Consider the following 20,018-nt stretch of genomic DNA (forward strand, 5'->3'; position numbering starts at 1 on the left):
ATGCAAATAACTGCGCTTATTGGCGCCTAGTTTTGCGAAAATACTGAGCGTACTTTTTCCCGCTGCCAATCCTGAGTTATAAAACTATAACGAGACGCTATTCCTTGTGCGCTTTCAGAATAGGACACATCTGCCAGAAGCCGCTTAAAAGACTCCTCACATTCCTCAAGATCAGCATTTTCCACAACCGAGCCTGCTCCCAAGTCCTGAAGCTTAAACGCATTTAGTTGCTGTTCCTGGTGATTTGGCGCAAGTAGCTGAGGCTTGCCTTTTAATAAGGTTTGGCACAAAAGCCCATTCCCGCCATGATGGACGACAATGTCCGCACCCTCTATCAACGAAACTACATCCACTGGGCTTGAAAAGACTTTCATAGTGTCACTGACATATTCAGAGGCGGCGACTCTTTTATCAGACTTAGGGACGTAAGCGATCACGTTACATCCCGAACGCGACAGCATTAGCATCAAAGCTTCGAAGAACATAGAGTCTGGCTTAACGTAAGCCAGAACTTTGGGTTTATCATGCTCAGTCCAGCGGATTTCAGATTCACCAAGCGTCATGGATAAAGGACCAAGATAATCTCCATCCACCCTTCTCTGGTAAACATCAATTTCTGGCAAGGTTGTTAGCAACGTTCCCTTTACTCTGAAGAGTTCATCCAGAGACTCCAGCGTCGCCATTTTTAAGCGGGATAAGACCCGATTAATATTGTCTTGCACCGCCATATGAAGATCGATGTCCTCAGGCTTTTCAGTTTCGCCTGTAATTTTGAGTCCATAGCGACTGGGGTCAGGTTCAGCAAAGCTGCTCCCAACAGCAACAGTATCAATACCCAAGCCATAAGCCGCGACTTGTAGCCCTGGCGCAAATTCACAAACAACTATCTGAGGCTGGTAATTTTGAAGCACTCTCTTCCAACCGCTGACGCAGTCATATAGACAAGCAAGATCCGTAAATCCAAAGTTATATAAAACTGTTGAAAAGCTAGATACATCATGAACAATCGACCTAGCTCTTCGTCTCCATGCAGGAGCCTGAATGAGTTTAATATTCGGGTCACGAATAAGCTTAGATGCCGCAACCTTATCTCTTACTGCAACAACAACCTCACATCCGGATTCCCGCAACGACTCAGCAACGAATAACAAGTTGCTTAAATGCCCTAAACCTTCACCCCACTCCCAGGCTAGTAGGATGTTTTTTTTATTAATACACATAATCCATACATCAAACTATTGAATATCAGGAAACTCTGCCCCCCAGCAATTGGAATATTTCTAACCACCTGGGAGTTTGATAAATCCTAATCAGAAGCTGTGTCCTTAGTGTATAGCCCACATGTTCAAGAGCTCTCACAGCTCTCGACATACCTTTATAGACACCCATATCAATCTATAAAATTCACGAGCACGAAATTTTAAGCGCCCTAGAGTTATATCGCTCAATGCTTCCTATTACTTTTCTTGCAGGAAGCCAAAATACATCTCACTCGACCTTTTTTGCATGGTAAAACTACAACCCCCCCATAGTAGGAGACTTTAGCACACAAATGAAAATGCACTCAAATCAATACATTTGATCATGAGAGTTGTACTCATACCTAAACCAGGCCAACAGCAAACCGATTACCAATAAATCCAAATCAACTTCACCTTGACAGAAAGCTTTAACCTCTACAGGGCTAAATAGCTTCCACTGCTTATGCTCAGTAACTATCGAAAACAGCCCATTCAATGCATCTATTTTCAGATAATTATTTAAAAATGAGTGCTCCTCAGGCATATAATTTCGTTTAATCCTTAACAGCTCAACATCCTCAGAGTCCACCACCCTGTCAAGCAACTTACCTTTATAGCACCTATATATATCCCACCTTTTCCCAATAGGATATTCAAGCTCACTTAGACAGTCACTTCTAGCAAAAACGTCATCATTTTTAACAAGCTTGATAAAACACTCACTCATATCATATTCATACATAGACAAGTCAACATCTTGGGATTTACAAGAAACACTTTTGGCAAAAAGTGAGGATTTAATAGTCGCTGTTATCATAGTCTTCACCCTCGTTAAATATATTATAAAAATCCTCCTCATTAGAGGTCTTATGACTCGCACCTCTCCAATCGATACCGAAGTCTAGCAATGGTGTTTTAAATTTAAAGTTAACTGCCGACCGAACTTGAGATGTAGTCAAGTTGTATCTTGCCCCGACCGAAATCCCTAGATCTATATCCGCATTGTTCCATGCTTTAGGTAATGGCAAGGAGAAAGATTTTGATGTTTTTTCAAGGATTACAGAAGTCGAATTATTGCCATCCCAATCAGAAGCGTATCTAACCACGTCATCAGTATTAAACCGCCCTTGTGTTCTCTCCCCAGTCGTATTGACATTCTTAAATTGCACCCCGTAAAAATCAGTCCCAACCACCACCTTCCCATTAATCACCTTCCTATCGCTATCTATAGTAAGCCTGATATCATCCTCCCCAGAGAAGATATCTGTAGCAAGCTCATCAATGATGAGGGGCGACGTAGTAGTAAAGTCTTTCCATGCAGATTCCCACTGTTCTACTTGGTATTGGCGTACCTTTGGCGATACAGCAATTCCACCAAGAGATAAGCCTGTATCAATTAGCCCAAACCCAATCTCAGCAGGGAATTTAATAAATGCTGCTGCAAAAGTTATAATACCACCATCGTCCTGTATTGCTGCTTGGTCAAGGTTGTCTAACACCCTTTGCTTCCCTAACTCCCATGCGCCTAAGAAATAATCATATTTCGTCCCTAATTCCCACCCACCGAAGAAATAATCATATTGCGCCCCTAACGATTGCAGCATACTAGGTTCCGTGGCATCTAGCGTCCTAAGCGCACCATCAGAATTTGTATTAATCTTTTCCTTATTTACATCCCCCCCTGTATTCGTTGGGTATTCAGGGAGGTCTTCCACCAATAATAAAGGAGAGTCAGGCAAGCTTATTGATATAGTACCATCCTCATATAAAAAGCCTGGCCGACCGTCTTCATATATAATTTTTTTAGGGTAGGTTGTTTCAGATTTTACTTCCAAAGCATTGCTACTCTGGCTTTTGGCTGCTTCAGCTTTTTCTTCCAATGCATTGCCACCCTGGTTCTTTGCTGCTTCAGCTTTTACTTCCAAAGCGTTGGTGCGCTGGCTCCTTCCTGCTAATCCATCAACAGCCAATCTACCTAAAGCACTCCCAACAACCCCCGCTATCATCCCCACATAATCAGGGCGGTAATCTTCGCTGTCATAAACAGCAGTCTTCACTGCTTCAGACACGACTCCCGACGTTATTCCGCTTACCGCTGAATAGGATAGAGGCGTGCTCAGGGGGCTCGGCATCCAGCTTTGCGCTTCCAGTCCGCTGTGAAGAATGCTGCCTGTTTTACCGAGTCCGGTTCCTCCCATAATGGCGCTCGTCGCCAGACTCGCGGCGACATCTCGCCATCTGAAGTGGGTCTCTTGGTCGACGAGTTTGCCTGCGGCGTAGTTTGCGCCTACCGCCGTTAAAGCTTTGCCGGCGGTTGCCGACCAAGATATATCTTTCCCCCACCCCATGTACTGGCTGACCCCAGCCGTGGCGGCGGCAGTAAGCCCTCCGCGTAGCGCAGACCGGAGTGAAAAGTGGTCCTGAAGGTCCAGCTCTTTTGCCGCAAGTTGAGAAACAGCGCTGCCTGCAAGGCCGCCGACAAATGCCCCCGCCGCTGTTGCAAAAGCGCTTGCGCCCGCTGTTAGCGTGGTTATGGTAGCGCCGCCTGCGCCTATGCTGGTAACGGTAGTCATACCTGCAGAAAACAGCGCATCGCCAACAACGCCCGCCATTGCCGGAGCCACTATAGCGGTTACGGCGATTGCGATAATCATCACAAATATCGCTGCGCCGGCGCATTTGCCCTTCTTGGGCGGAGGCGGCGGTTCAGGCAGTGTTGGCGTCGTATCGCCCAACGCCAGACCAGGATCGTAAGGCCTAAACGTTGACGCATTATTGTGGATATTCGTTACCACGTTCGGGACGACCAGATTCAGGTCTGCTTTTAGATCCTGATCTCCTGACAACCCATTCGCGTCAGCAATCAGATACCAAAGACTGGCGTCGCCCCAGAGTCTTGAAGCAATCGTCGCCAAAGTGTCGCCACTGTTTACGCGATAATATGTCGGCGCCTTACCCGGATAGTTCGAGTTTATAGGCTGGAAGTTTTGATCGAAGTCCGCAGAGGTAACAGGAACTATTCGCTTCAGATTTGAATACCCAACCTTACGCTTAACATCCCGATTGAAGGTAAAGTGTCCCTCTTTTCCAACCGGGATCGTCACCTGCTCCTGGCCAACAACGTGTTCTGTATCCGGCATGTTAGCCAGGTGCTGAACATAGTCAGTGCGAGATGGAACATCATCACTCCCCATATCGCCTCGAACAATACCGTTCAGATAGAAGAATTTGCGTCGGACCGGCGCCTTACCTCCTTTTTCCTCCCAGTCCACTTCATCCCGGAAAAGTATTTGCCCATTATGATTATTGACATAGCTCAGGCTACGGTCCGCTGCATGATCGTACACAAACAGATTATGGCCGTTGGCGTCGTATGCGTAATACGAAGTTCCTGGTTTCCAGTTATCTACGCCACTCTTTGTAGCCGTGATGGTAACTTTGCTTTCCTTATAAGTATCCCAGCGGTCTTGAGAATCATAGAAATAGTCAGTAACACTATTCGCATCATCGCCGCTTCCTTTAAACTCCGTTTGACGCAGAGTCTGACCGTCATTTAGATAGTGATATTTAATACTTCTATCGACAGCGCGGCTATCAGCGACAGTAATCTTACTTTCTAATAGACGGTTATCAGCATTATAGTCATAGGATTCTTCACTGACCTTGAACGTCTGAACGTTTCCATTATATTTTTCGTACTTATACTCGGTCTTCTTTTTAGTTCTTCCTAACGGATCAATATTCTCTCTCCGTGAGATTAAAACATACCCACCATCAAAGTTTGCGCCAGTAGCATCTTTAAATTTTTCGTCATATAACCAGATGGTTTCCAGGTTGCCTCTTTCGTCATAGCCGTATTTCTGCCGAACCTCTTGTGGAGAACCGCTATTTTCGGATAGTTGCGCGCTATCGCTACTGAGGCGACGCCCCATAGCGTCATACTTGATAGAATATCCCGTATTCCCGGCGCCTATCGTCCGCACTCCATTAGCGGCTTGATTGAGCGCCCCCATGGTAACCAGGAAGCGATTCTCTTTATCGTAGAGATAAAAGAAATCCTGCGTTAGCTTATTTTCTCCATATTTATCGCTTGAAATAGCCGCATTGTCATATTCAGCTTTCACCCGGCGACGATTGCCTACAGCGTCATAAAAGTAATTGAGCTTGTAGTCATAATCTTCAATTTCGTAGACACGATTTAGCGCATCATATTTAGCCGTCACATTTTGATAAGGAAGCGTGTCGTTTTCGAGCCCACCCGCCAAATCAGAAAATGGCTTACTACGATAGGTTTCTCCAACGACATTTCCATTCGCGTCATATCGAAATTCAGTAAAGCTTTTAGCTCCCTCATCAAGGACTTGATGCAAACTTCCATTCGCATAGTACCTATAATCAATCTTTTGTGACTTACGCTGCCTCACCCTATCGGCAATTCCTGTGTCTGTAGGAATGATGCTATCAGAGTAGTTAAATGCTGTATTGCTGGTTTGCTTTGTTAACCAGCCAGCTTGGTTATACTCATAATAGAATTCATGCCCCCCCAGATCCTTGTGGTAGCGAATTTTTCCAAAATAATCGACATCATCGGTTAAAAGGTGATTCGTTCTATAGTTAGCGTTGGTTTCTGTATTTAGACCATTTTCCGTCGTTTTTCTGAAACCGCCAATGCCACCAATTTCAGCGTCATAGGAATATTTATAATAGGTTTCTCTTCTTTCCCATTTGGCGCTGTTATTGGAGATATCGCCATCATCGAAGCTGATATGCTTAGTGATACGCCCTTCACCGTCATAAAAATACTTCTGTTGAAAGTTCGCCGCATTAGTATGAGTGATCCTATTGCCAGCTTCGTCATAACTATAACGCTCACTGGAATATGACGAGCCCTGGAGATAGTTGCTGAGGGAGCTAAATTGACGAACTTCCTGCAAACGGTTCGCTTTATCATAAATGAAAGAATGGTAGCGACCCAACTCATCGATCATTAAACGCTTATTGCCTAACTGATCGTACTTATAAGTCTTCTTCGCTCCCATCGCATCTACTTCAGACGCGACTTGTCCTACAGCGTACTCCTGACCACGATAAAATGCTGTATCGCCTTTCCATTCATTGGAATACCCCGATTTCTGTTGATGCAGATAGCTGTTCGCATCTTGACTTGCGACGAGGTTATTCTGACCGTCGTAATAGTATTTAGTTACAGGATGGGCGTTTAGCGACTTCAATGAGCTATTAGAATCGCCTGCGGACTCAGGCCCATGATCCTGATATACAGCCACTTTCGGATCAACTTTATAAGTAAGTCTGCCTTGAGCGTCATAGGCCATGTGAGTGGCGTTACCGTTACCATCCACCTCTTTTATAATCTCGCCAAACGCGTTGTATCTCTGACTGCGGTGAATCTGATAGCTTGACTGCTCACCTAACAACCAACTAACGCGATAATTTTGGATTACATTTCTTTGCTCAGGACTCTCTAACTTCCAGGAGCCGCCTATATTTTCTGACGATGTTGTCTGGGCTGACTCTGTGTGTGTTTTCTTAGATACTACGTAATTATGAATAAACTCATACTTATAGCCATCTACATTACCAGATCCCATTCCTACATAAACGCTGGCTGAAGCTCTATTTTGAACTCCCCCTTGTGCGTTACGTGTTTCATAATCTAACTGATATGCCCCTTCAGAAAGCGTAAAGTAAAATCTCTCTTTATATTTTATAGCCCGCCCGCCTAACTCTGCGGATTCAACAAAACTAGTACTTGTAGTTGAACCAGTTTTTCTCCCTTCCTGAAGAGAATAGTTATATACGCCATCAAAAACTTTAATATTACTTATGCTTGGAACATAAATACTAAAACCTACTGTCTGACCAGGAAAGTCATTACGACCAGATCTTTCGACCCGCCCTACATGGGTGAAAACAATATTTTGCTGCCCCGGGCTAACTATCTTTTCCTCGACCTTCTCAGAACTGGAAAATTTTATTTTTAGCGGAACCCCAAGCCGTTTCAGCTCAGGAGGAATTTCAACTGTATATGAATTATTCCATCTTGCAGTAGTTGGCCAACCGTATTTTTCATCCGCATATACAACATCTTCTTTCCCGTTGATTGTGACTGTTGTTTTACTTGGAAGCCCATGATCTTTTGGAGCAGAAAGCGAGCCCACAATTGAATCCAGAGTATTTGGCTCACCGATAATCAACATACCAAATTCAGTAGGTTTAGATACCCTCGTCGTTCGTCGCCCTTGATTTAACGAAAAACTATAACTACCTTCAAATAACTTTAAACCACCGAGTGATGGAACATAAATCTTAAAGGAGACAGTCTGATCATGAATCCCCCCCTTCCCGACACTCCCATTATGTTGAAACTCAACATAGTCAGAAATATTGGTCGGCACCCCTGTGTTAACCAGCTTAGACCCGTAATAAAAATCGACTTTTAATGGAAGCCCTAATTCTCTAAGTTGCTGTGGAATTTTTACTTTATATAAATTTTTCCATATTGCCGCAGTAGCTTGACCATATGTTCCTATAGCATGCGTTACATCTATTGCTCCTTCTATTTCCACCACATCCCTGCCAATAGCCTTGACCTCTCCTTTTTTTCCGCCTACCTTCACATACTCATCAACAACACTTCTTTCAAGCCTGACTCTCTTAGTGTCATGAGTGGTTTTCATAGGGGCAGTCACTGTCACAGTTCCACCACGCTCATAACTGATCAATACGTGATAACTGTTTTCCTTCTCCTCGATTTTGAGACTTGAAAGCGCCTCCGCGTCCAACTCAAGTTCAGGTTTGAAGGTAAACTCCTGCGTCTGCACATCACGATAGATATAGTAATTATGGGTTGCCCCTACTGGCTCAGCAGCTCGCCAGATTCGGACAGTTGTTTTGATATACCTATTTTCGTTTGCTGGATCTTTTTCCACTCTCTCCGCTTGCCAGGCGGAGTCGTAGCTATTGGTGGCGTTACTTAATGCAACGTCACTTAAGCCTTTACCTACTTTTGTTAACTCATACTGCAACGCCAGCGCAGATTCGACCTGAGTTAAATCAAAGCCATCGAATCCAATAGGAGAAGTAGAAGAACTTGTGCCTGGAGCACTGGAATAATACCCAACATTCTTTTCGTTATACTCTACCGTCGTTTCCTCTTTGACATCCTCCCAAGCTGTAAGCCCAGGCTGAGGCGCCTGCGTTCCCAGCAGTCGTTGCCTGTACTCCTCAAAGTCGACGGTTGAACTCCAATTCTTATCAACCTCCTCTTCCGTCAAGGAAGCGCTCAACTGGCTGTAATCATGAGGCGCTTCAAAGGTGTCCGTATGACGGTTGCGTTCGTCATACACGCTGACTTTCATTTGCGTCTGCAGCACGCCCAGCGCCTTCACCTGTTCCGGCGACGTCAGCGTCGCCAAGTCGATCAGATTGCCTGACGCGTCTTTCAGGTCGTCCACCAGAATGAATTCCGCCGAGGCGTTGCCGTTCTTGTCGTACAGGTAAAGCTGCGGCGCGCCGGTTTCCTTGTTGGTGCTGAACAGACGGCCCAGGCGGTCATACTTGAACTGCTCCTGGTATTGCCCGTTCATCCCTTTCGCCGTGATGTCGCCGTAGCCGTTATAGCGCGTCTCGTGACTCAGGCCGGTCGTGTCCACGCGTTTGATTTCACGACCCGCGCCGTCATACCAGTAACGGTTCCAGTAGCTCTGGCTGCCGCCTTCCGCCTGCCGCTGACTCCAGCTTTTCTCCGCCACCGCGCCGAACGCGTCCGTCGCGTAATCCGTCCGCGCGCCGCTGGCGTCAATGTCCGCCACCGCAAAGCCCAGCGCGTTCACCAGCGTGCGGCGGGTCTGGTTGGCGCCCGCCTCCAGCGCCACCCGCGTCTGCGTCACCTGACGTCCTAACGCGTCATAACCATAGGTCACGGTGGCGCGCGCCATGCGGCCTTTGTAATCCGTAAAGCTCTGTCCTTTCTCCGTCGTCTTGCGACCCAGAGCGTCGTAGGTCGTCTCCAGCGTACGCAGCGTCTCCGCGCCTTCTCCCGGCGCGATCGTGCGTTGCAGGCGGTTCAGGTTGTCGTAGTCGTAGCGGGTGCTGCGACTGCTCGCCGTGGTCTTCTTCGGCGCCCCGTTCACGAACTGGTAGTCCTCCACGCCGTGTACGGTTTCCGTGATCCGGCGTCCCAGGCGGTCATAGTCGTAAGTCTGTCTGCGGTCGCCCCGCACCAGTTTCTGCGCCACTTCCGCGTCGCTCAGGTCCGCCAGGTCGCGCCCGGCCAGCTTCGCCGCGTCGCTCTCCGCCGCCGCCCGCTGCGCCGCCACGTTCGCCAGCAGCTCCGCCAGGGTCGCCGTTTCTGCAGGGTTTTTCGCCTCATAGGCGTACTGGACCTGCTCCCGGATCTGCCCCAGTGCGTCCGTCGTCCATTGCGTCAGGGCGTGATGACGGGTCACCGTCACCGCTCCCCCTTCGCGCTGGTAATCCGTGACGCCCGCCGCCAACGTCGCCTGCAGGTCGCCCTGCGCCGTATAGAAGTGACGCGTCACGCCGCCGCGACCGTCCCGCTCCGCGATCACGTCGCCGTTACGGTTGTAGAGCGTTTGCGTCACCACCTCCTCCTGGCTGTACGCGGAGCTGTAGAAGCCCTTGCTCACGGCGCTTTCGCCCTGGGTCAGCGCCGCCAGCTGCTGATTGCTCAGCGCCAGATCAAAGTGGGTCTCGCCCCGGGTCCGCGTCTCTACCTGACGGTTGTTCAGGTCGAACGTGTAACGCAGTTCCCGGTAATCGTCCGTGTCTTTGCTCAATAACGTCGCCAACGCGCCATTGCTGGGATTGCTCAAGGCCTCGCCGTAACGTCGCTCCAGGATGCGGTTGCCGCTGGGGTCGTAGCCGGAGACGGTCACGGCGCCGGCCGCGTCCACCGCCGCCGTCACCCGATTCAGGTTATCGTATTCGAACAGTTGCTTGCGCTGCGCGCCCACCGCCGTGGTGGGTCGGTTGGCGCCGTCCACCTGAAACGCCTGCACGGTCTCTTTCAGTTGGTTGCCCAAGGCGTCGTATTCGCGCTGGGTCACCTGCCGCACCCGGTTATAGCGGCGGATCTCGCCCGCGTCGTTGGCGAAGCCAATATCGATGAGGTCCGACCACACCTGAACTTCCCGGTTCAGTTTGTCGTAAACGTATTCCGTCGCGCGCGTCTGCCCGCTGATGGTTTTGTAGGCGCCGTCCGCATCGCGATAGCCGCCTTCCACCACGCGAATGCGGTTGCCCAGCGCGTCATAGCTATTGCGATCGCTCAGACGCCGCTCTCCGGTCAGGCTCGCGTCGGCGTTGAAGGTCACCCGCACGCTGGGTTTGATGGTCTCCAGCAGGCGCCCCTGCGCGTCGTAACGGTAGGCGTAAACATGGCCGCCACGGTCGGTCCAGCTGATCCGGTTGCCCTGTGCGTCATAGCCGTAGCTTTCCACGACCTGTTGCGCCGAGGTCGCTTGCGCCGTCTGCGTCTTCAGTCGGCCCAGGCTGTCGAAGTCGCTGCGGGTGAGCTGGTCATGCGCCGCGTCCGCCGTCAGCATCGCCCGCGCCTGCGCCTCGGTTTTGCCCGCCAGGGACGCCGCGTTGATCCGGTTGGCCCAGCTGCGCTGGGCGATCACCTGTCCCGCCGCGTTGTAGGTGAAGTCCTTCGCCGCGCCGCCGGCGCTGACCTGCAGCGTCTGGCGATTGAGGGCGTCATAGAAGAAGTAGCCGGTGGCGCCGTTCGGGTCGGTCACCGAGGTGACGTTGCCGAACGCGTCGTACTGCGTATACGTCGTATAGCCTTCGCCGTTGGTTTCCGAGGTTTTCAGACCCCGCGCGTCAAACGTCTGCGATTTGCTGTAAATCTGCAGCAGCAACGCCCGGTGCTCGCCCTCGGGCAGGTGCTCCCGGCTCAGGAAGCTCAGCAATAACGCATTGTCCTTCAGCCACTGCGCCTGCTGGGACTGCCACAGTCCCGCGGGATTGGCCTGATAGTTTTCCGCCAGCAGGCGCAAACGCTCCCGCTCCCCTTTGGCCCAGTCGCTTTGGCTGTCAAGAATCTCATAGGCGCGCGGATCGATCACCCGCTCCACCTGACCGAAGGCGTCGTAGACGTAGCCGGTGCTGCTGGCGTTCGCCGTGCCGAACGCTTTGGTTTCTTTCACCACCCGGTTCAGGTCGTCGAATTCGTAGCGCGTGGTGCGCTCCAGGGCGGAGCCCTCCGCTTCGATCAGGGCGATGACGTTGCCGTAACGGTCATATTCCTTACGCGTCAACGTGGAGACGCCATTGAGCTCCGGCGTGCGGATGCGCTCCTGGCGATTGAGGGCGTCGTATTCGTAACGGGTATGCCGGTCTCCGCTGACCGGATCGTTATTCGCCGGGACGTTCGCCGTGGCGTAATCCGCCGCCGTGCGTTCATGGATCGACACTTCCGTGATGTACTGGCTTTCCTGAATCAGGTTATCGAAGCCGTCGTACTGGTAGCGCGTCACGGCGCCTTTGCGCGCGCTGGCGCTGATGTCCGCGTCGTCGACGGAATCCTTCGGCGTCAGTTTGGCGATCAGGCGGTTGTCCGCATCGTAGGCGAAGGTGGTGACGTTGCCCCGCGCGTCGGTCACCGCCGTGCGGTTGCCGTGGGCGTCGTAGGCGTAGCTTTCAGTAATCCAGGTTTCCGCGCCGCCGGTCATCAGCCGCTGCGACTGGCTGATTTTACGGCCGGCGTCGTCATAGGCGTAGCGGGTGATGCGGGTTTCCGCGTCCGGATGCAGCCCCGACAGGGCGCTCAGGGTCGCCGCCTGGGTCCAGGGGGCGGCGTAACGGCGTTCTTCCGTCACCTGCCCCTGTCCGTTGTACAGGGTTTCCGAGACGTAGTTCTCGCCGTCCAGGCTGTAGCGCAGGCGTCCCAGGGCGTCGTAAACCAGACGGCTGTGCTGGTTCGCCGCCGCGCTGCGATGGGCGTCCGCCGCCTGCGTCACTTGCGTCAGGGTCGCCGCGGCTCCGAGATTCAGGCTGGCGGCGTAGCGCACGCGATGGGTCAGACGACCGGCGTGGTCGTATTTCTGTGCGATGAGATGCCCGCCGGCGTCCACCCGGTAGATTTCCAGGCCGCGGGCGTCGTAGAAGATCTGCTCCACCCGGTCGCCAGCTGAGGCATGGCCTTGCACATAAGTTTCCAGCGCCGCCGCCGTCAGCGGCTGGCTCAGGTCATAGGCCGCGACGTAACTCAGCGTGCGCGTCACCTGGCCATTGTGGTCGTATTCCAGTTCGGTGATATGGCCCTGATGATCCAGCTTGAAGCGCGCCTGGCCCAGGCTGTCGTACACCAGGTAAGTATGTTGCGCCCGGGTCTCGCCCGCGACGAACTGCGCCAGCGCCGCTTCGCTGTAATCGGCGCCGCTGTAAGCGGTTTCGTAGCGCAGCGTCTGCGTCGCCCGGCCCGCCGCGTCGTAGCGGGTCTCCGTCACCTGCCCCAGGGCGTTCAGGCTGAAGCGCGCCAGACCGCGCGCGTCGTACGCCGTGCGCTGCGTGTGTCTACCATCGGCGATGGGCAGCTTACTCTCTATTCCGGCTTCGTCGTAAACAAGGCCCGCCAGCGATAAGGGGTTGAGGTATTTGTGCGTCGCCGTCACCCGACCGGCCGCGTCGTATTCCCGCTCCGTCACATGGCCCAGCGCGTCGATCTCAAACCGCGGCTGGCCTTTGGCGTCATAAACCACGCGTTCGCGGCTGCGCTCGCTGTTCTGCGTCGCGTCGCCGCTCATCCAGGCATCGCCAATCGCCGAGCCCTGCGCGTACAGGTTCGCCTGCGCCACATAGGTCTGCGTGGCGTCCACTGCATCCTTCAGGGTATGAATCAGGGCGTAGTTATCCTGCCCCTTGCGTTGCAGCAGGATGCGGGCGTCGCCGTCCTTCAGTTCAATCCGGAAACGGTCTCCCGCCTCCACGAACTGCATCGTCGCCGGCGCGATCTGCGTCCCCTTGTATTGAATCAGAACGCTGTGTTTCTCCGCCGCCGCGCCGTCCCGGTCGCGAATAAATACGCCCAGGTCGATTTCCTTAAAGTAGTCGTTCCCCGACAACCGCTCTTCCGGGTTCAGGTTGAAGCCCACTACACCCAGGGATTGGCCATTGACCAGTTGGTCTACGGTGAATTCCAGAACGCCTTCGCCGCCCATCAGGCCGCTTCCCGCGATTGCGCGGCCTGCGGTCAGACTCGCCGGTCCGCTGCGCGTCAGGCGTCCTCCTTGTTGGGACACCGCCGCATCCGTTCCCCAGTTCAATAACTGAGGCAGGCGCGACGCCAGATCCGCAGAAGCGGCGTCCACCGGATGCGCGTAGCGGCTCTTGTTAACCACCCGCCCTTGTGCGTCGTACTCGAATTCCGTGACGTACCCCAGGGCGTCGACCTCAAAACGCACCTGGCCTCTCGCGTCATACACCAAACGAGAATGCGAAGCCGGGGTTGCGCCATTCGCGAAGGTCTGCAGGGCGCTTTCGGTAAAGGCGGCGCCCGTGTAGGCATGGCTGTAGCTGAGTTTTTCGGTTATCCGGCCCAGCGCGTCGTAGCGGCTCTCCGTCACCTGGCCCAAAGCGTCAATCGTAAAGCGCGCCTGGCCTTTGGCGTCATAGACGTAGCGGGTCTTAACGCCCTCCGGCGTCAGCGCTACATTGCGTATCTCCGCTCCTGCATCAAAGAAGGACGTGTCCACAAAGTAGGCCTTACCCGCCTCTGGCAGGCGCTCTGATACATACGCTTCCTGATACTCGCTCTGGCCCGCCGGTCTCACGTAGTAATGCACGCGCCCGTCTTTCATCATAATGCGATAACGGTTGTCCGGGTGCTGCGTCACCCCCTCCATGTTCTGCTTCCAGACACCTTCTTCCCGGATCTGGATTTCCCCACTGATGTTAAACAGCAGTCCGTAATCAATGTCCTGATACGACTTCATCGTGTCCGCGCTGTTCAGACCCACGATCACTCGCTGTTGCGGCGGCGCAGCGCTGAACTCCACATAGCCCTCGCCTCGAATCACCTGCTTCGAGCGCGCGCCTTCCGACCAGTCACCCAGGCTTGCCAGACTCTTCACGCCGCTGCCGTTCACTTCCAGATGACTGGACACATCCCTCCAGATCACCTGTCCCAGCCCCACCACCAGCTCCGACTCGCTCCACGCCCGGCTTACATCTACTTTTACGTCATGACGCGATGTTTCCGTGACACGACCGAGGGCGTCGTAACGGTTCTCCGTGACGTAGCCCAGAGCGTCAACCGTAAAGCGCACCTGGCCTTTGGCGTCGTAAACCACACGTTCGCGGCTGCGTTCACTGTTCTGCGTCGCGTCGCCGCTCATCCAGACGTCGCCGATCACCGAACCCTGTGCGTACAGGTTCGCCTGCGCCACATAAGTCTGCGACGCGTCTACCGCATCCTTCAGGGTATGAATCAGGACGTAGTTATCCTGCCCCTTGCGTTGCAGCAGGATGCGGGCGTCGCCGTCCTTCAGTTCAATCCGGAAACGGTCTCCCGCCTCCACGAACTGCATCGTCGCCGGCGCGATCTGCGTTCCTTTGTATTGAATCAGAACGCTGTGCTTCTCCGCCGCCGCGCCGTCCCGGTCGCGGATAAACACGCCCAGGTCGATTTCCTTAAAGTAGTCGTTCCCCGACAACCGTTCTTCCGGGTTCAGGTTAAAGCCCACCACGCCCAGGGATTGCCCGTTGACCAGTTGGTCTACGGTGAATTCCAGGACGCCTTCGCCGCCCGTCAGGCCGCTCCCCGCGATCGCGCGCCCGGCGGTCAGACTCGCCGGTCCGGTTCGCGTCAGGCGTCCTCCTTGCAAAGACACCTCCGCATCCGTTCCCCAGTTCAGCCACTGAGGCAGGCGCGACGCCAGATCCGCAGAAGCGGCGTCCACCGGATGCGTATAGCGGCTCTTGTTAACCACCCGTCCTTGCGCGTCATACTCGAATTCCGTGACGTAACCCAGGGCGTCGACCTCAAAGCGCACCTGGCCTCTCGCGTCATACACCAAACGAGAGTGAGACGCCGGGGTTGCGCCGTTCGCGAACGTCTGCAAGGCGCTTTCAGTGAAGACGCCGCCCGTATAAGCATGGCTGTAGCTGAGTTTTTCGGTTACCCGACCCAGGGCGTCGTAACGGTTCTCCGTCACCTGGCCCAGGGCGTCAAGGGTGAAGCGCGCCTGGCCTTTGGCGTCATAGACGTAGCGCGTCTTGATCCCCTCCGGCGTCAGCGCCACATTGCGTAGCTCCGCGCCGGCGTCATGGAAGGAGGTATCCACAAAATACGCCTTATCCGCCTCCGGCAGGCGCTCTGACACATACGCTTCCTGATACTCGCTCTGCCCCGCCGGTCTCACGTAGTAATGCACGCGCCCGTCTTTCATCACGATGCGATAACGGTTGTCCGGGTGCTGCGTCACCCCCTCCAGGTCCTGCTTCCAGACCCCTTCTTCCCGGATCTGTATCTCTCCGCTGCTGTTGAACAGCAGTCCGTAGTCAATGTCCTGATACGACTTCATCGTGTCCGCGCTGTTCAGACCGACGATTACCCGCTGCTGCGGCGGCGCAGCGCTGAACTCCACATAGCCCTCGCCCCGGATCACCTGCGCCGAGCGCGCCCCTTCCGTCCAGTCACCCAGGCTCGCCAGACTCTTCACGCCGCTGCCGTTCACTTCCAGACGACTGGACACATCCCTCCAGACCACCTGTCCCAGCGCCACCACCAGCTCCGACTCGCTCCACGCCCGGTTTACATCCACCGTCACCTCATGACGCGATGTTTCCGTGACACGACCGAGGGCGTCATAGCGGTTTTCCGTGACGTAGCCCAGAGCGTCAACCGTAAAGCGCGCCTGACCTTTAGCGTCGTAAATCACGCGCTCGCGGCTGCGCTCACTGTTCTGCGTCGCTGTTCCGCTCATCCAGACATCGCCAATCGCCGAGCCCTGTGCGTATAGGTTCGCCTGCGCCACATAGGTCTGCGTGGCGTCCACCGCATCCTTCAGGGTATGAATCAGGACGTAGTTATCCTGCCCCTTGCGTTGCAACAGAATGCGGGCGTCGCCGTCCTTCAGCTCAATCCGGAAACGGTCTCCCGCCTCCACGAACTGCATCGTCGCCGGCGCGATCTGCGTTCCCTTGTATTGAATCAGAACGCTGTGCTTCTCCGCCGCCGCGCCGTCACGGTCGCGAATAAACACGCCCAGGTCGATTTCCTTAAAGTAGTCGTTCCCCGACAACCGCTCTTCCGGGTTCAGGTTGAAGCCCACTACACCCAGGGATTGGCCATTGACCAGTTGGTCTACGGTGAATTCCAGAACGCCTTCGCCGCCCGTCAGGCCGCTTCCCGCGATTGCGCGGCCTGCGGTCAGACTCGCCGGTCCGGTGCGCGTCAGGCGTCCTCCTTGCTGGGACACCGCCGCATCCGTTCCCCAGTTCAATAACTGAGGCAGGCGCGACGCCAGATCCGCAGAAGCGGCGTCCACCGGATGCGCGTAGCGGCTCTTGTTAACCACCCGCCCTTGCGCGTCATACTCGAATTCCGTGATGTAGCCCAGAGCGTCGACCTCAAAGCGCACCTGCCCCCTCGCGTCATACACCAAACGAGAATGCGAAGCCGGGGTTGCGCCGTTCGCGAACGTCTGCAGGGCGCTTTCGGTGAAAACGCCGCCCGCGTAGGCGTGGCTATAGCTGAGTTTTTCGGTTACACGGTCCAGGGCATCGTAGCGGTTCTCCGTGACGTAGCCTTGCGCGTCCACCTCGAAGCGCGCCTGTCCCTTTGCGTCATAAACGTAGCGGGTGGCGACGCCCGCGCTGTGATAGTCCGCGTCGCCGCTGAGCGCCACCGCCTCAATGGCCGCGCCCGCGCCGTACAGGTTGGTTTGCGCCGTGTAGTTCGCGTTTGCGTCCACCACGCCCGTGAGGGTCTGAATCAGCGTGAAGCCGTGCTGGCCAGAGCGCTGAAGCAGGATGCGCGCGTCCGCGCCCCACATTTCGATGCGCAGGCGGTCGCCAACCTTGATCGGCGTCGCCGAGGGCGGCTCCGTGCGCACGCCGTTCACCTGAATCATCAGGCTGTGGCCCTGAGAACCCGCGCCGTCCGGGTCGCGGATGAAGACGCCCAGGTCCACTTCGTTCAGGTAATCGTTCCCGGTCAGGACGGTCTCCGGGTTCTTGTTGAAGCCCACCGCGCCCAGGGAGGCGCCGGTCGGCAGCGCCGCCACGGTAAACTCCAGCGCGCCGCGGCCTTGTTGCAGCGCTTCGTTCGCCACCGCCCGGCCTCCGCTGAGCCCGGTGGCGGCGCTCTTGATAATCCGTCCCGCGTCGATCTGCACGACGCCATCGCCACGCCAGCTCGGCGCATGCGCCGCCAGCGACGCCAGGTTGGCGGCGTTCAGGTCCGCCGCCTTGTCGTAGCGGGTCTTCTTCGCAACACGCCCTTGTCCGTCGTACTCGTAGCCGGTGACATAACCCTGGGCGTCGATTTCGAAACGCACCTGGCCCTCAGCGTCGTAGAAGCGTCGCGTGGTGATCGCGCTCTGGCCCCCGGCGAAGGTCTCCAGCGCCGCCAGACTGACGTCGGCGCCGCGATAGGCGGTCTCATAGCGACGCGACTGCGTCACCCGCCCCAGGGCGTCATAGCGGTTCTCCGTGACGTAACCCAGGGTGTCGATCTCAAAGCGCACCCGGTCCTGGCCGTCATAGACGTAATGGGTCTGCGCGCCCTGCGCGTCCACTCTGCGGATCACCCGGCCCTGGGCGTCGTAATACTGTTGCGCCTTGCCCAGCAGCACGCCGCCGGCGTCGCGCTCCACCACGTCGATCAGCGCGCCGGCGCTGTTGTACGTCTTCACGCTTTGCAGGCCCGCCGCATCGCGGCTCAGGATGGTCGCGCCCTGGTATTCGGTCTGCGTGGTCACCGCGCCCAGCGCGTCCTTCACCGACAGCAGCCGGCCCAGGCCGTCGTAGACGTACAGCGTTTCTCCGGTGCGATGCCCCAGGCTCTCCGGGGCCGCGCTCGCGTTCTCCGTCAGCGCCGCCTGGTCGGGGTTGACCTGCTTCAGCAGGCGCCCTTCCGCGTCGTAGATAAAGTGCGTCGTCGCCGCGCCGATTCCCGCGCCCGTGGCGTCGGTCTTGCTGTAGCGGGTCTGACGGCTCAGCTGGCCGCGGAAGTCGTAGACGTATTCCGTGAGAGTGGTTCCCTGCGCCCGGGCGGCGCCCGTCCAGGTCTTCAGAGAGCCTTCGGTCAGCGCCTGATCGTGAGCCAGACCGCTCAGATCGTAGCGCGCCAGATACCCCTGGGTCGCCGTCAACTGGCCCTGGTTGTTGTAGCGGAATTCGGTGACGCCGCCCTGGGCGTCCACGCGGTAGCGCAAACGGTGTTCGCTGTCGTAAACGTAGCGCTGGGTGGCGCCGTCCGTCGTTTCCGTCAGGGTCTGGTTCTGGGCGTTATAGGTGTAGTCAGTGGCGCGGCCCAAACGGTCGGTATGGGTCAGCAGATTGCCCATGGCGTCGTAGCGGTAGGTCTCGCTGTGGCCGTCGGCGTCCGTGCTTTGGATGAGGTTGTCGTCGGCGTCGTAGGCGTAGCGGCGCACGCTCTGGGTTCCGTCCTGCTGCGGCAGGCGCAGCTCCACCAGACGCGCGCGTTCGTCGTAGCGCAGCACCGTCTGCAGGCCGCTCAGCGTCGCTGGGTCCAGCACCCGCGTCACCGTCGCCGTGCGCTGCGCCAGATCATAGGCGTAGGCGGTGACGATGGCGTCCGCGCCGTCGCCCTGGGTGACCCGGGTCACCCGGTATTCGCCGCCGATGTTCTGGTACTGGAAGCTCACTGATACGCCGTCGCTGGCCTGCATCTTCGCCACGCGTTTGCTGTCGCCGTCGTAGCTGTAGCGCGTCACGAAAGTGCGGCCGTCGCCGATGCTGTTGTCCGCCGGGGTCAGGTCCACCGTCACCGTCGTCAGACGGCCCTGGGCGTCATAGCCGTAATAGGTCTGGTTGCGTTGCGCGCCGTCCGCGCCCACCGTCTTCACCAGCACCGCCCGCCCAGAGCCGTCGTACTGAATCTCCAGTTTCTCCCCCGACGCCGTCGTCAGGGTCGTCGCGGCCGCGCTGCGGCTGATGGTCACCCGTCCCGGTTCGTCGCGATGGGCCAGCGCGCTCAGCTTGCCCTGCCAGCTGTACACTTCCTGGGAACCGCTCTCGCCTTCCGTCCACAGGAACGCGTCAGAACCGGTTCCGCCGCGGAATTCCAGGGTGTCGTGAGCGCCTTCGCCGACGCTGGAGACATACAGTCCGCGGCTCTCGTCATAACGATAGTCTGTGCGGCTGCCGTCGCCGGCGATCCGCGTGATCACGCTGCCGGCTTTGTTCAGATTGCCGCCGTTGAATTCCAAGCGCTGGTTGAAGCTGAAGTAGAAGTTGTCGCCGTTGTCGTCGGTGAAGCGGCCCTGGCTGTTGTAGGTGCGGATCAGGCTGGCGTCGCGCCCTGCGCCTAACAGCAGTTCATCGCGGCGCTGCAGCACCAGGTTGCCCGTGGCCGCATTGACGTAGACCCGCTCGCCGCCCTGGCCCACGCCCGCTTGCGACAGTCCCGCCCCCGCGCCTGACAAGGCCGCGCCAAACAATCCCAGACCTTCCCCTGATACAACCGCAACCATTTGATGACTCCTAAATACTTCCGACTGACTTTTTTAACGCATAAAAAAGCCGCTGACGGCAGACTTTGCG

Annotated in this window: 3 protein-coding genes; all 3 read right to left on the minus strand. The window is 55.7% G+C overall.

Annotated features, from left to right (window positions below; genetic code table 11):
* Positions 1-26: 26 nt before the first annotated feature.
* Positions 27-1,220 (minus strand): glycosyltransferase, encoded by a 1,194-nt coding sequence (locus O5O45_RS17845; protein WP_305900719.1) that lies wholly within the window; start codon positions 1,218-1,220, stop codon positions 27-29.
* 349 nt (positions 1,221-1,569) lie between these two features.
* On the minus strand, positions 1,570-2,058 hold the full coding sequence (locus O5O45_RS17850) for a hypothetical protein (RefSeq protein ID WP_305900720.1): 489 nt from the start codon (positions 2,056-2,058) through the stop codon (positions 1,570-1,572).
* A complete protein-coding gene (locus tag O5O45_RS17855; RefSeq protein WP_305900721.1) occupies positions 2,039-19,948 on the minus strand; it encodes a LysM peptidoglycan-binding domain-containing protein in 17,910 nt (5,969 codons plus the stop codon). Before O5O45_RS17855 ends, O5O45_RS17850 begins: the two co-directional genes overlap by 20 nt.
* Between the last annotated feature and the right edge of the window lie 70 nt (positions 19,949-20,018).

Source organism: Hahella sp. HNIBRBA332 (assembly GCF_030719035.1).
Classification (GTDB): domain Bacteria; phylum Pseudomonadota; class Gammaproteobacteria; order Pseudomonadales; family Oleiphilaceae; genus Hahella.

Coding starts and splice junctions, on each gene's coding strand:
- O5O45_RS17845 (WP_305900719.1), bottom strand. CDS start 1,220: ATGTGTATTAATAAAAAAAACATCCTACTAGCCTGGGAGTGGGGTGAA.
- O5O45_RS17850 (WP_305900720.1), bottom strand. CDS start 2,058: ATGATAACAGCGACTATTAAATCCTCACTTTTTGCCAAAAGTGTTTCT.
- O5O45_RS17855 (WP_305900721.1), bottom strand. CDS start 19,948: ATGGTTGCGGTTGTATCAGGGGAAGGTCTGGGATTGTTTGGCGCGGCC.